This window comes from Streptomyces sp. NBC_01006, from assembly GCF_045162725.1.
In the GTDB taxonomy this organism is placed as follows: Bacteria; Actinomycetota; Actinomycetes; order Streptomycetales; family Streptomycetaceae; genus Streptomyces.
Genome location: NZ_CP108700.1, coordinates 6850345 through 6863584 on the forward strand (window position 1 = coordinate 6850345; position 13240 = coordinate 6863584).

Genomic DNA, 13240 nt, shown 5'->3' on the forward strand with positions numbered 1-13240 from the left:
GTCCGGCCCCCGGTCAGAGCCGGTGGACCCGTTCCCCCTCGAAGCCCAGCGGGGACCGGCCCGCCGCCAGGATCCGCAGCCCCGGGGCCGCCGTGAGCAGGCGCCGCAGCCAGGCCAGCGCCTCCGGCGCGAGGTGCTCGGTGCCGTCCAGGACGAGCAGCATGTCCCGCTCCGCGAGCCACGAGACGGGGCCCGTCATCCCGTAGGGCAGGAACGGCATGCCCGGTACGCAGCCCAGCGCGGCCGTCAGCTCGCGTACGCCGAAGGGCCGGCCCATCGTGACGACGGCCGCGCCGTCGCAGAAATTGGACGCCAGCCGCTCGGCGATCTCCCGCACCAGCCGGCTCCGCGGCTCCCGGAACCGCCCCGTGATCGTCAGCACCCGTCCCCGCCGGACGGCGGTCAGCAGCCGCGACAGCTCGTCGGATGTCGCCGGCAGCGTGCCGGCCCGGCCCGAATCCCTCATCGGCACGATGCCCCCCATTGCATGCGTGTCCCATGCGCGGCCAAGGGTTCTTTCGAGCCGCGTAGCGATGATTATGCGCCAGTTCTGCCGGAAGGCCAGGGGAATGTCGGATTCCGGATAAGTTGTACACACGACATGCTTTTGTCCATTCGCCCAGGTGGGGGCCGATGGCGGGCAGGAGCGGCCACCTTGTGCTCGGATGGTGATCATGGGCCATGACCACGGAGCTCCCTCGGCGGCCGCCGGCACCGTCAGCGGGACGTTCCGCGCCCGCCTGCTCTGGACCATCGGCATCAGCGTCACGATCACCGTGATCCAGGTCGTGGGCTCCCTGCTCTCCGGCAGCCTCGCCCTCCTCGCCGACGCCGCGCACAGCCTCACCGACGCCGTCGGGGTCTCCCTCGCGCTCGGCGCGGTCACCCTCGCCCAGCGTGCCCCGACCCCCCGCCGCACCTTCGGCTTCTACCGGGTCGAGATCTTCTCGGCCGTCCTGAACGCCCTGCTCCTCCTCGGCATCTTCGTCTGGGTCCTCTACACCGCCATCCGCCGCTTCAGCGAACCCGTCGAGGTCAAGGGCGGGCTGATGTTCGGCGTCGCCGTGGTGGGCCTGGCCGCCAACGGCGTCGGCCTGTGGCTGCTGCGCGACGCCAAGGAGCACAGCCTCAACCTGCGCGGCGCCTACCTGGAGGTGCTCGGCGACGCCCTCGGCTCCATCGCCGTCATCATCGGCGGCCTGGTCATCCTGCTCACCGGCTGGGAGGCCGCCGACCCCATCGCCTCCATCGTCATCGGCCTGCTCATCGTCCCGCGCGCGTTGGGGATGCTGAGCGAAGCCGCCCACGTCCTGCTGGAGGCCACCCCGCAGGACATGGACCTGGCCGACGTACGGCGCCACCTCCTGCAGGAGCCAGGCGTACTGGCCGTGCACGATCTGCACGCCTGGACCGTCACCTCCGGCATGCCCGTGCTCACCGCGCACGTCGTGGTCACCGCCGAGACCCTGCGCGGCGAGGACCACGGGAAGCTGCTGGCCCGGCTCCAGGCCTGCGTGGGCGACCACTTCGACGTGGCCCACTCCACCCTCCAGCTGGAACCGGAGGGGCACACCGAGGACGTGCGGGTCCTGCACGCGTGACCGCGGGCGCCGTCACCCCCACCAGGCCCGGTGCGGAGCCCGGGGCAGTGCGCCGGGCATGGCCGCCACCACCGCCCCGGTCCGCCGTGCGTGGTGCCGTTTCAGGTCCTCCTCGCGGTAGCGCCGGGTCTGCGCGTGCCAGGTGGCGATCCCGGCCATCCACTGCTTGAGCTCCTCCGCGTACCGGTCCAGCGCGGCCCGCGCCGCCGCGTCCAGCCCGAAGTCCCGGTACATCGCCGGGAACTCGTTGGCCAGTACGTGCTCGAACTGCTTCATCCGCGAGGTCATCAGGTCGTTCACGACCCCGAGCGCCGTCGGGTAGTCGCAGCCGAAGAAGGTCTCCGTCACGACCAGCATGTTGAGCAGCTCACCCTCGTACTCCACCTCCTTCTGGTACGAGTACACGTCGTTCATCAGTGCCGAGCAGTCGAAGGCGGCCGCCTCCAGCGACTGCATCGCCGCACTCTCGTACACGGCCTCCGGTACGACGTCCATGTGCGCCATCCGGGCCAGCGAGGCCGTCATCGGCGAGCCGAAGGTCACCCGGCGCATCTCCAGGTAGTCCACCGGGTCGGGTACCCGGTGGGCCGCCTGGTTCTCCACCTCCCACAGCCAGCCGTCGAGCACCGAGTCCATCGCCGCCCGGAACATGCGCCGCCCGGCCGGGGCCATCGGGGTGATCGTGCGCAGCCAGACGTCGGCGAGCCCCCGTTCCATCGCGTTCACCGGGGGAGGGGTGGGCGCCTGCGGCTCCAGCGGCATGAGGGCGCGCAGCCGGGCGTCCTGGGCGCTGGCCCCGGCCAGGTCGCGGGTGGCGCCGAAGCGCAGCGGATAGAGGTCGTCCGCGTACGTGCCCCAGCTCAGCCAGGCCGCGCTGACGTCCAGGTCGGCGGCCGAGGCCTTCGGGTCGATGCCCGCCGAGCACAGCGCGAAGTCGAAGTCGACGGCCTTCTCCTCCCACCACAGGCCCTCGTCGAACATCCCCATCGCGCGGTTCCACTCCACCAGCCGCCCGCGGGCGCCCTCCAGGTGCGGGTTGAGCCGGTTCGCGTACGGCAGGTAGAACTCCGGGATCACCGACGGGCCCACCGGGTGCGGGGCGCGGCTGTGCCGGCGGCGCCGGTCCGCGCCTCCGGTGATCCCCAGCAGCGCCTTGAGGGCGGAGGCCGCGCCGCCCAGCCCCGGGGGCCCGGAGGGCAGCCCGGCCCGCCGGTTCATGTAGCGGCTGGAGCGCAGGTGCCACTCGTGGCCGCCGGACTGCCAGTCCTGGAGCCCGCGCGCGTACGTGAGCACCGCGACGACCTGCTCCGGGGCCAGGCCGGTCCGTACGAACATCGGGGGCAGCTCGGCGAAGAAGGTGTGCTCGAACTGCTGGAGCCGGGAGGTCAGGAGCCGGTTCAGCTGGTCGGCCGCCTCCTGGGTGGTGCACCCGAAGAACGTCTCCAGCACCAGCACCCCGTTGCTGAGTTCGCCCTCCTGGCCGACCTCGCGCTCGTAACTGAACAGGTCGTTGCGGAAATGGACCGAGTCCGCGAAACAGTCGCGCAGCACGCGCAGCGGCCGTTCGCCGGAGACGGCGGCGGGTACCTCGGCGCCCACCGCGTGCTCGATGAGCCCCGCAGACCAGGGTGCCCCGCCGACCTTGCGGCGCTGTTCCACGTACTCGACCGGATTGGCGACCCGGCCGATGCTGATGTTGTCGAGCTCCCACAGGGACTCCACGAGGAGATTGCGGGTGCTGAGGGAGAAACGGGCGATCCAGTCCGGCGAATGCCCGGGGACGGTACGGGCCCACAGGTCGGCGAGCCCCGCCTCGACCGGGTTGCCGGGCTCGGGGCTGCGCGCCCCCGCCCCGTGTGCGGGTGGGGCGTCGGGCATGAACAGGGCCAGGCGCTCCAGCGCGGTGCGCCCGCCCTCCCGGTCGCCACGCCGCTTGAAGACCTCCAGGAACCAGTCGTCGAAGAAGAACACCCACACGTACCAGTCGGTGACCAGCGAGAGCATCGGGGCATCGCATTCGGGATGGGTGTAGGCGCACAGCAGCGCGTAGTCGTGGGCCTCCAGGTCGGCCCGGTCCCAGACGCCGGAGCCCTCCAGCATGCCCATGGAGCGGGCCCAGTCGAGGGCGTGGGCGCGGGCGCGGGCCAGGTGGGGGTTGAGGCGGGCGGGGTGCGGGACGTAGAACTCGGGCAGTTCGAAGGGCTGCGCGCTCCCTGTGTTGCTGCTCATCGGCCGCCGCCCTCAGTCCTCGAAGCGCGAGATCTCTACGTTCTCCAGCACCCCGACGGCGTCGGGAACCAGGATCGCCGCCGAGTAGTAGGCGGTGACCAGGTAGGAGACGATCGCCTGCTCGTTGATGCTCATGAAGCGGACGGACAGCCCCGGCTGGTACTCGTCCGGCAGGCCCAGCTGGTGGAGTCCGATGACCCCCTCGTTGTCCTCGCCGGTGCGCATGACGAGGATCGAGCTGGTCCGCTCCTTCGTGATCGGGATCTTGTTGCAGGGCAGCAGCGGCACCCCCCGCCAGGCGGGCATCATGTGCCCCTCGAACTCGACGGAGGCCGGGTACAGGCCGCGCCGGCTGCACTCGCGGCCGAACGCGGCGATCGTGCGCGGGTGCGCGAGGAAGTACTGGGAGCCGCGCCGCCGGCTGAGCAGGTCGTCCATGTCGTCGGGGGTGGGCGGGCCGGTGCGGGCGTAGATCCGCTGCTCGTACTCGGCGTTGTGCAGCAGCCCGAACTCCGGGTGGTTGACCAGCTCGCTCTCCTGGCGCTCCTTGAGGGCCTCGATGGTCAGGCGCAGCTGCTGCTCCGACTGGTTCATCGGCTGGTTGTAGAGGTCGGCCACGCGCGTGTGCACGCGCAGCACGGTCTGGGCGACGCTCAGCTCGTACTCGCGGGGGCTCAGGTCGTAGTCGACGTACGTGCCGGGCAGCATGACCTCGCCGGTGTGGCCGGCCGAAAGGTCCACGGCCTCGCTGCCCTTGCGGCCGACCCGCTCCGCCTCCAGGTAGGCCTCGGCGTGCCGGCGCAGGGCGGGGGAGCGGTTCAGCGCCTCGTCCCAGTTGCCGCGGTTGTACGTCATGGTCACGACGTCGGTCTGGGCCCGGGCGGTGAACTCCCAGCGGGCGTCCGGCAGCGGGTGGTGGCCGAAGTGGTCGCCGTCGCTGAGGACGCCGAGGCTCGCCTCCTCCCCGTACGCGCTCTCGCCGAGCCGCTCGATGCGGCCGTGGGCGATCAGGTAGATCTTGTCGACGGGCTCGCCGCGGCGGACGATCACGTCGCCCTTGCGGAACTCCTCCTTGACGAACCGGTCCGCGATCGACTTGACGACGGCGTCGTCGGGGAAGTGCCGCAGCATGCCGAGCTCGCGCAGCATGGGCGGGATGACCCGCAGTTCGGATCCGGTCTTGACGAAGCTGATGCGCCCGTCGCCGAGGGTGTAGCTGACCGTGCGGTTGACGCGGTACGTGCCGCCGCTGGTCTGGACCCACGGCAGGATCTTCAGCAGCCAGCGGGAGCTGATGCCCTGCATCTGCGGGGCGGACTTGGTGGTGGTGGCCAGGTTCCGCGCCGCGTCGGTACTGAGGCTCTGGCGGGCGGAGCGGGTCTGCGGTGCGGCGGCGCCGGCTTCGGTCGTCGGGTCGACAGACATGACGGAACGTCCTCTCGGTCGGTCTTCCTCGGTCGGTCTTCCTTGGCCGGCCTTCCTCGGCCGGCCGGTCTTCCTGGCTCCGGATGCGGCGTCGGTGGCGGTCGCGTTCGTCGTGCACGGGGTTGATCGGAAGGAGCGGCCCCGCTTGTGCGTGATCCGCTGTGCTCCCGCACGCCACGCACACGCGGTGTGACCGGGGGCCACCGTGTGCACACGTCTTAGTTAGAGGCAGGGCGGCCCCACCGGGTACACGGGCCCCTGTCCCACCCTGTTGAATCTCCGACCGTGTTGAAACGCTGGACACACGTACGAGTTGGGCGGTTCTGGATGGCGAAGCGTGACCCCAACGGACGACTCCGCACCCTCCTCACCGAAGCCCGCTGGAGCGGGCAGGACTTCGCACGGGCCGTCAACGGCGTCGCAGCCGAGGCCGGCCTCACCCTGAGCTACGACCGGACCTCCGTCTCCCACTGGCTCGCGGGCACCAAACCGCCCGCGCACGTCGTCGCCCTCGCTGCCGAGGCCCTGAGCCGGCGCACCCGGCGCCGGATCGACGCCGCCGACACCGGGCTCGCCCGGCCGTCCGCCGCACCGCGCGGGCGGGAACGCTCCGCGGGCGGTAGCGGCCTCATCCCCGCCACGGGCGCCCAACTGCCGGACAACGGGCTGGACTTCGGGGTCGGCGCCTTCGGCGAGGTTCCCGTGTACTCCTCGGCCTGGCGGCCGCCGGAGGGGCAGCACCCCGGTCCGGAGGCGACGGGCGCGCGCGCCGGGGTACGGATAGGGCAGGACCACGTACAGGCCGCCGAGGCGGTGCTCCCGGTCTTCCGCAACGCCGACATGATGTTCGGCAGCGGCCTCGCCCGGCCCGCCCTGACCGCCTACCTCGCCACCACCGTCGCCCCCTGGCTGCACGCCGACGCGCCGCCCTCCGTACGCCACCGGCTGCTGGGCGCCACCTCCCGGCTCGCCTACACCGCCGGGTTCCTGTGCTTCGACAGCAACCAGCACGGGGTGGCCCAGGCCTACTACCGGGCGGCGCTGCGGCTGGGCCGGGAAGCGGGCGATCCGCAGTGCCACGCACCCGTGCTGCGGGCGATGAGCGTGCAGGCCCACCACCTCGGCCACCGCATGCAGGCGCTGGAGCTCGCCCAGGCGGCCGCGCGGGAGGCGGGGCGGCTGCCGACGCTCCAAGCGGCCTTCGTCACCGGGCAGTTGGCGGTGGCGGAGGCCGCCTGCGGGGACCGGCGGGCCGCGGTCTCCCATCTGGCCGGCGCGCAGCGGCTGTTGGAGCGCTCGGAAGGGCAGAGCGCGCCGATCGGCGACTACCACCAGGCCGCGCTGTGCCACCAGGAGGCGGAGGCGCTGGCCGCGCTGGGTGACGGCCGGGGCGCCATCGCCGCGCTCGGCGCCTCGCTGCGCCACCGCCCGGCGGCGGAGCGCCGGGCCCGGGCCGTCACCGCGGCCCGGCTCGCCGAACTCCACCTGGGCCAAGGGCACCTGGAGCGGGCCTGCGCCGCCTGGCACGAGGTACTGGACGTCGTACCGCAGCTGGAATCGGCCCGGGTCTCCGACGCGCTGCGCCGGATGCGGGGGCGGCTGCGGGCGGTCCGCGCCAGCGGGGTCGTACGGCCGCTGCTGGAGCGGGTGGCGGCGGGAACGTAGCGGGAGCGGGACCTCCCGTCGCACATCCGTGCAGAGCTTCAACCGCGCGGGATTTTCAACAGGGCCGCCGCCGGTACGGCTACCGGGACGCCCGGCCCGCAACGCACTGTCGTGCCATGCAGAAGCATCCGCCCGCTGCCTACCCCGCCCACCCGCCCGACCCGTCCGACCTGTCCCGCGCCCCCGACCCTTCCGTTCCACCGGCCCCTCCCGTCCCGTCCCGTGCGGCGCTGCTGGCCCGGCTGCGCGGGGGTCCGGGCGGACCCGGCACCAGCACCCTGCGCATCCGGCCCGTCCTCCCGGCCCCGGCCCCGGCGGCCGTACCCGCTCCGCGCCCCGCCTCCGTACCGGACAGCCCGTCGGTCACCCCGTCCGCCGTTGCGGCGGCCGCCCCCGCGGCGCCCGGCGGTTCCCGGGGGAACCCCGCCGTCCCCGAGCTGTACTGCCCGCCCCCGCAGCGTGACGACCCGGCCCTCGCGGAGGCGGTCGAGGACCGGCTCGTCGCCTGGGCCGAGGAGACCGGGATCTACGCCGGGCGGCCGGCCGACGTACGGGCGCTCGCGATGGGCCGCTACACCATGCTCACGTACGCCCACGTCGAGGACCCGGACCGGCTGCTCGCCCCCGCCAAATGCACCCTCGCCCAATGGGCCACCGACGACTACTACTGCGACGACGAGAGCGCCGGCGCCGTCCCCCTCCGGATCGCCACCCACCTGTCCCAGGCCCTGGCCGCCATCGACCCGGCCCACCTCCCGGCCACCTACGCACCCCTGCTGGAGCAGGCCATGTGCGCCGACCCGGTCCTCGTCGCGCTGCGCTCCGGCACCGAGCACCTGTCCCGGTACGCCACCCGCTCCCAGCTCACCCGCTACCGGCACGAGATGGCCGCGCTGTTCTCCGGATACACCGCCGAGGCGGGCTGGCGGGTCTCCGGACGCACCCCGCCCGTCTGGGAGTTCCTCGCCGTCCGCCAGGACAACAGCTTCATGCCCACGATGGTCATGCTCGACCCGGCCGGCGGCTACGAGCTCCCCGTCGAGGCGTACGCCGACCCGCGCGTGCGGGGCGCGGTCCTCAAGGCCGCCTCCGCCAGCGTCATCGTCAACGACCTCTACTCCATGCACCGCGAAGACGAGAGCGCCGCCGTCAACTACAACCTGCCCGCCCTGATCGAGGCCGAGGAGGGCTGCTCGCGCGCCGAGGCGGTGCGCCGCTCCGCCGACCTCCACGACGAGCTCGTCCACGCCTTCGAGGAGGAGTCGGCCCTCCTCGCCGCGGCCGGATTCCCGCCGCTGGTCCGCTTCCTGGCCGACGTATGGGCCTGGCTCGGCGGAAACCTCGAATGGCACCGCACCAGCGCCCGCTACAACCCGGCCGGCCGGGCCACGGCCCTGGACAGCACCCGGACACCCGGCCCGACCCACGGAGGGACCACGGCATGACCACCCCCGAAGCCCCCACCCCCGAGGCCGAAGCGGCGGCCCGGCAGGCCGCCCTCAGCACCGCGGCCGCCCGTAACCTCGCGACCACCACCAAGTCCGTGCCCCAGATGCAGGGCATCAGCTCCCGCTGGCTGACGCGCGTCCTGCCCTGGGTCGACGTCAGCGCCGGCACCTACCGCGTCAACCGGCGCCTGAGCCACGCCGTGGGCCGGGGCAGGGTCTCCTTCGTCCAGACCGGCGCCGACGACGTACGGATCCTCGCCCCCACCCTGAGCGAACTCCCCACCCTCAAGGGCTTCCCGGACCAGGAGGTCTTCGCCGACCTCGCCGCGCGGTTCGTCAAACGCGACCTGCGCGCCGGCGACACCCTCGTCGAGGAGGGCGCGCCCGTGGAGGAGGTCTTCATCATCGCCCACGGCCGCCTGGAGAAGCGGGCCCAGGGCAAGTACGGGGCGATCGACGTCCTCGGCGTCGTCGCCGACGGCGACCAGCTCGGCGACGACGCCCTCGGCCGTCCCGAACCGCGCTGGGACTACTCCGTACGGGCCGCGACCGCCGGCACCGTGATGGTGCTGCGCTGGCGCGCCATCCAGGAGGTCCTGGAGCGCTCCGCCGCCCTGCGCACCCACCTCGAACAGTACGTGGAGAGCGGCCGCCGCCCGGTCAACCGGCGCGGCGAGGCCGACATCGAGCTCGCCTCCGGCCACGCGGGCGAGGCCCTGCTCCCCGCCACCTTCGTCGACTACGACCTCAGCCCGCGCGAGTACGAACTCTCCCTCGCCCAGACCGTCCTGCAGATCCACACCCGCGTCGCCGACCTCTACAACGACCCGATGAACCAGTTCGAGCAGCAACTGCGGCTGACCATCGAGGCGTTGCGCGAGCGCCAGGAGTGGGAGCTGGTCAACAACCGGGAGTTCGGGCTGCTCCACAACGCCGCGTACGACCAGCGCGTCAACACCTGGTCCGGGCCGCCGACCCCCGACGACCTCGACGAGCTGGTCACCATGCGCCGCGGCACGAAGGTGCTGCTCGCCCACCCCAAGGCCATCGCCGCCTTCTTCCGCGAGTGCAACAAGCGCGGGCTGATCCTCGGCAACGTCGAGGTGCAGGGCAAGTCCGTGCCCGCCTGGCGCGGGATCCCGCTGCTGCCCTGCGGCAAGATCCCGGTCGTCGGCGGCCACACCAGCTCGATCCTCGCGCTGCGCACCGGTGAGGAGCAGGAGGGCGTCATCGGCCTGCGCCCGACCGCGATCCCCGAGGAGTACGAACCCGGCCTGAACGTCCGCTACATGGGCATCGACCAGCGCTCGATCATGTCCTACCTGGTCAGCGCCTACTACTCGGCGGCCGTCCTCGTCCCCGACGCCCTCGGGATCCTGGAGAACGTGGACATCGCGGCCCCCCGCTCCTGACGGTTGTCCGGGAGCCGCCGATCGGCTGTACTGCTCTGCAGTCCCGTACCCGGGGCGCCGTGCAGGGGAGGGCACCCACGATGAGTTCACACCGCCGCCGTCCGGGCTTCCGGGGCCGGCCGCTGCTGACTCTGCTTGCCGCCGCCTTCCTGCTCGTCGGCGTCTGCACCGCCGCCGGCATCGCCTGGGACCCGTTCACGGCCGACGCCCGCCAAGACGCCGCGTCCGCTCCCGCCATCGGCACGCCCTGGGCCGCCGGGCCCGACACGGGTACGGGGGGCCCGGCACCCGGCGCCACCGGCCAGGCCCCGACCGCACCCGGCCGGAGCCCGGGCGGCACGGACCAGGGCACCGGCAGCGCCCCGGGCGCCGGGGAGGCCGTAGGCGGGCGGCCCGCCGGAGCCCTGCCGTTCGACCTGCCCGGGCCGGCCGCCCTGCGCACCGGCGGCGCGGGCAGGAAGCTGGTGTTCGCGCACTACTTCACCCCGTACCCCCTCTCGCTGGACAACGCGAGCGCCGACGCCGACTACTACACCCGCAACTACCTGAACCCGGCCGGGGAGAACGGCAAGCACGAGCGGTACGGCGGCCTGCTGCGCGACCGGCCGCTGCCCGTCCAGCCCCGGGGCGGCAACTGGGAACTCGCCAACCTGGAGCAGGAGGTGCGCACCGCCCGCGCCGCGGGCCTCGACGGGTTCACCCTCGACATGCTGTCCCTGTCCGGGCAGAACCGGGACCGCGCCCAGCTCCTGATGGAGGCCGCCCACACCGTCGACCCCGCCTTCAAGATCATGCTGATGCCGGACATGACCTCGCTGAACACCGATGACCCCGGCGTGCTCGCCGACGCCGTCGCGGCCCTGGGCAAGGCCCCCGCCGCGCACCGCCTCGGCGACGGCCGGCTCGTCGTCTCCCCCTTCAAGGCCGAGGCCAAGAGCGTCGCCTGGTGGACGCAGGTCCTCGACCTCCTCAGGACCCGGCACGGCATCAGCACCGCCTTCGTCCCGACGTTCCTCGACTTCGACGCCAACAACGCACGGTTCGCGCCGATCAGTCACGGCTTCTCCGAGTGGGGCAGCCGCAGCTACGTCGGCCAGGAGAGCGCCACCCGCGACGTGCAGCGGGCCCACGGCATGGGCAAGATCTGGATGCAGCCCGTGTCGGTCCAGGACGCCCGCCCCAACCAGGGCGTCTACGACGAGGCCGGCAACACCGCCACCCTGCGCTCCACCTGGACGCACGCCATCGACGACGGCGCCGACTGGGTGCAGCTCACGACCTGGAACGACTACTCCGAGGGCAGCCAGTTCGCGCCCTCGCTGCACAACGGCCACGCCTACCTGGACCTCTCCTCGTACTACCTGACCAAGTTCAAGACGGGCAGCTGGCCGAAGATCGTCCGCGACACGCTGTACGTCTCCGCCCGCACCCAGTTCGCCGGCGCGGACCCCACCGGCGCCCAGTCGCTGGTGATGTCCCTGCGCAAGGGCAGCGCCGCGCCCCGCGACACGGTGGAGGTGCTCAGCTTCCTCACGGCCCCGGCGACCGTCCGTACGGTGGTGGGCGCGGCCGAGGACACCCACGAGGCCCCGGCCGGCATCCACTGCGAACTGCTCCCGCTGCGCCCGGGCACCAGCTTCGCGGCGGTGGTACGCGACGGGAAGGCCGCCGCGGAGGTGAAACTGCCCTACGCGGCGGACCGCACGGTGCAGGTCCAGGACCTGCAGTATTACGCCGTCACCAGCGGGCGGGACTGAGGCCCGCTCTCCCAGCGTGTGCGCGGCCGAGCACCGGCCGGTACCGTCCAAGAAGGGGCGGTACAGGAACGAGAGCACATGGCCAAGCACCGTTTGCACCGTTTCAGCGCGGCCGCCGCGGCGGGTCTGGTCTGCCTGGCGGCGATCGGCACGACACAGAGCAGCGCCGCCGCGTCGCCACAGGCCCCGTCCACCGGGCCCGGCCCGAGCGCCGCGCCGCGGTTCGTGCCCGGCCCCTGCCCGAAGACGCCCGAGCCGATCGAGGCATTGAGCGGCGCGCGGTGCGGCTACCTGGAGGTCCCCGAGAACCGCTCCCGCCCCGGCGGCCGGACCATCAAACTGGCCGTGGCGGTCATTCCGGCCGTCAAGTCGGCGAAGCCGGCACAGGACCCCGTGGTGTTCATGGCGGGCGGCCCGGGTGCCGACACGTTCGACGACATCCCGTTCCTGATCGACTCCGGCCTGAACAAGGACCGCGAACTGATCATCATGGCCCAGCGCGGCAACCTCTACGACAAGCCGAACCTCGCCTGCCCGGAGGTCGACCGGTTCAACGCGCAGGCCGTGGGCCTGGGATATGACGCGAAGCAGGCGGAGCAGATCCTGCTGAAGGCGGTGAAGGACTGCCGGGCCCGCCTGACGGCCGAAGGCGTCGATCTGAGCGCCTACAACAGCACCGAGAACGCCGCGGACTTCGCCGACCTGCGGGGCGCGCTGGGCATCCCGCGGTGGAACGTCTACGGCTACTCCTACGGCAGCAACCTGGCCCTCACGTACCTGCGGCTGCACCCCGAGGGAATCCGGGCGGTGGCGATCGACTCGATCGCACCTCCCCAGATCATGACCCTGCCGTGGGGATGGTCCAGCGCCGCCGAGGGGATCCACAATATCTTCGAGGCGTGCGCGGCGCAGCCCGCCTGCAAGGACCGGTACCCGGACCTCCCCCGTCTCCTGACGGAGCAGGTGCGCAAGCTGGAGGCCCACCCCCTGACACTGAACGTCACGCCGCCGAACGGCGGAAAGCCGGTCAAGACCGTTCTCGACGGGGGCGCGCTGCTGAACCTGATCGTCGCCCTCACCCCCCGGCCCAAGGACATCCCGGCGGCGCTCGACGAACTCAGCCGCGGGAACCCGGAGCGCTTCGCGCAGGCCCGCGCGGCCGGCTCGGTCCAGAAGGTCGGCGACTTCGCACACGGTCTGACGAACTCGGTCGCGTGCAGCGAGTGGGCTCCGGGGTACTCGGAATCCGACGTGCTGAAGGCCGGGCGCAAGGCCTTCCCCGGATGGCCGGACACGGTCCTGGCCCAGGTGCCGCAACTGCCCTTCCAGTACCCGGTGTGCGGGATCTGGAACGTTCCGGACCGCGCGTCCGTCCATCGGGTACCCACGTTCAGCTCGGTGCCGGCACTCGTCGTCTCCGGCACGTTCGACGTGAAGACCGGGGCGAGCTGGGCGAAGGGCGTGGCCCGCGACCTGTCCCGCTCGACTGCCGTTCAGGTCCCCGGAATCGGCCACTGGGTGGTCCCGCAGTCACCTTGTGCGCAGCGCGTGCTGGCCTCGTTCCTCGCCCGGCCGACCGCGCCCGACACCGCTTGCGTGGACGATGTGCGGCCCGAACCGTTCACGATCGTCCCGAAGTGACCGGGAGGCCCGATGACACGTCAGCAAGCGCCCCGTCGTGACCGCACCGTACGACGACTGCG

9 protein-coding genes are annotated in these 13240 nt (G+C 72.5%); 6 read left to right on the forward strand and 3 right to left on the reverse strand.

Annotated features, from left to right (window positions below; all coding sequences use genetic code 11):
* Positions 1 to 13: 13 nt before the first annotated feature.
* Positions 14 to 472, reverse strand: a complete 459-nt coding sequence (locus tag OG509_RS31090; RefSeq protein ID WP_406185926.1) for a hypothetical protein — start codon at positions 470 to 472, stop codon at positions 14 to 16.
* A 193-nt stretch (positions 473 to 665) separates the two neighbouring features.
* Here OG509_RS31090 and OG509_RS31095 point away from each other — a divergent pair, with 193 nt between their 5' ends.
* Positions 666 to 1601 carry a cation diffusion facilitator family transporter gene (locus OG509_RS31095; protein ID WP_406185927.1) on the forward strand — a complete coding sequence of 312 codons (936 nt, stop codon included), beginning with the start codon at positions 666 to 668 and terminating at the stop codon, positions 1599 to 1601.
* A 12-nt stretch (positions 1602 to 1613) separates the two neighbouring features.
* Here OG509_RS31095 and OG509_RS31100 read toward each other — a convergent pair whose 3' ends face one another.
* Together OG509_RS31100 and OG509_RS31105 are read right to left on the reverse strand one after the other, a co-directional pair.
* Positions 1614 to 3830, reverse strand: a complete 2217-nt coding sequence (locus OG509_RS31100) for a germacradienol/geosmin synthase (RefSeq protein WP_406185928.1) — start codon at positions 3828 to 3830, stop codon at positions 1614 to 1616.
* 12 nt (positions 3831 to 3842) lie between these two features.
* Positions 3843 to 5255 carry a family 2B encapsulin nanocompartment shell protein gene (locus OG509_RS31105; RefSeq protein WP_406185929.1) on the reverse strand — a complete coding sequence of 471 codons (1413 nt, stop codon included), beginning with the start codon at positions 5253 to 5255 and terminating at the stop codon, positions 3843 to 3845.
* A 327-nt stretch (positions 5256 to 5582) separates the two neighbouring features.
* Here OG509_RS31105 and OG509_RS31110 point away from each other — a divergent pair, with 327 nt between their 5' ends.
* From OG509_RS31110 to OG509_RS31130, 5 genes are all read left to right on the forward strand, one after another.
* Positions 5583 to 6920 carry a hypothetical protein gene (locus OG509_RS31110; RefSeq protein WP_406185930.1) on the forward strand — a complete coding sequence of 446 codons (1338 nt, stop codon included), beginning with the start codon at positions 5583 to 5585 and terminating at the stop codon, positions 6918 to 6920.
* 116 nt (positions 6921 to 7036) lie between these two features.
* Positions 7037 to 8365, forward strand: a complete 1329-nt coding sequence (locus OG509_RS31115) for a family 2 encapsulin nanocompartment cargo protein terpene cyclase (protein WP_406185931.1) — start codon at positions 7037 to 7039, stop codon at positions 8363 to 8365.
* The gene (locus OG509_RS31120) at positions 8362 to 9780 is read left to right on the forward strand and encodes a family 2B encapsulin nanocompartment shell protein (RefSeq protein WP_406185932.1); all 1419 of its coding nucleotides are present in this window, start codon (positions 8362 to 8364) and stop codon (positions 9778 to 9780) included. The genes OG509_RS31115 and OG509_RS31120 overlap by 4 nt, the downstream gene beginning before the upstream one ends.
* Before the next feature lie 80 nt (positions 9781 to 9860).
* Positions 9861 to 11537, forward strand: a complete 1677-nt coding sequence (locus OG509_RS31125) for an endo-1,3-alpha-glucanase family glycosylhydrolase (protein WP_406185933.1) — start codon at positions 9861 to 9863, stop codon at positions 11535 to 11537.
* Between the two features lie 78 nt (positions 11538 to 11615).
* A complete protein-coding gene (locus OG509_RS31130; RefSeq protein WP_406185934.1) occupies positions 11616 to 13178 on the forward strand; it encodes an alpha/beta fold hydrolase in 1563 nt (520 codons plus the stop codon).
* Positions 13179 to 13240: the final 62 nt, after the last annotated feature.

Bases quoted from the DNA above. Each gene is read 5' to 3' on its own strand.
- OG509_RS31095 (WP_406185927.1), top strand. From the start codon at position 666: ATGGTGATCATGGGCCATGACCACGGAGCTCCCTCGGCGGCCGCCGGC.
- OG509_RS31100 (WP_406185928.1), bottom strand. From the start codon at position 3,830: ATGAGCAGCAACACAGGGAGCGCGCAGCCCTTCGAACTGCCCGAGTTC.
- OG509_RS31105 (WP_406185929.1), bottom strand. From the start codon at position 5,255: ATGTCTGTCGACCCGACGACCGAAGCCGGCGCCGCCGCACCGCAGACC.
- OG509_RS31110 (WP_406185930.1), top strand. From the start codon at position 5,583: ATGGCGAAGCGTGACCCCAACGGACGACTCCGCACCCTCCTCACCGAA.
- OG509_RS31115 (WP_406185931.1), top strand. From the start codon at position 7,037: ATGCAGAAGCATCCGCCCGCTGCCTACCCCGCCCACCCGCCCGACCCG.
- OG509_RS31120 (WP_406185932.1), top strand. From the start codon at position 8,362: ATGACCACCCCCGAAGCCCCCACCCCCGAGGCCGAAGCGGCGGCCCGG.
- OG509_RS31125 (WP_406185933.1), top strand. From the start codon at position 9,861: ATGAGTTCACACCGCCGCCGTCCGGGCTTCCGGGGCCGGCCGCTGCTG.
- OG509_RS31130 (WP_406185934.1), top strand. From the start codon at position 11,616: ATGGCCAAGCACCGTTTGCACCGTTTCAGCGCGGCCGCCGCGGCGGGT.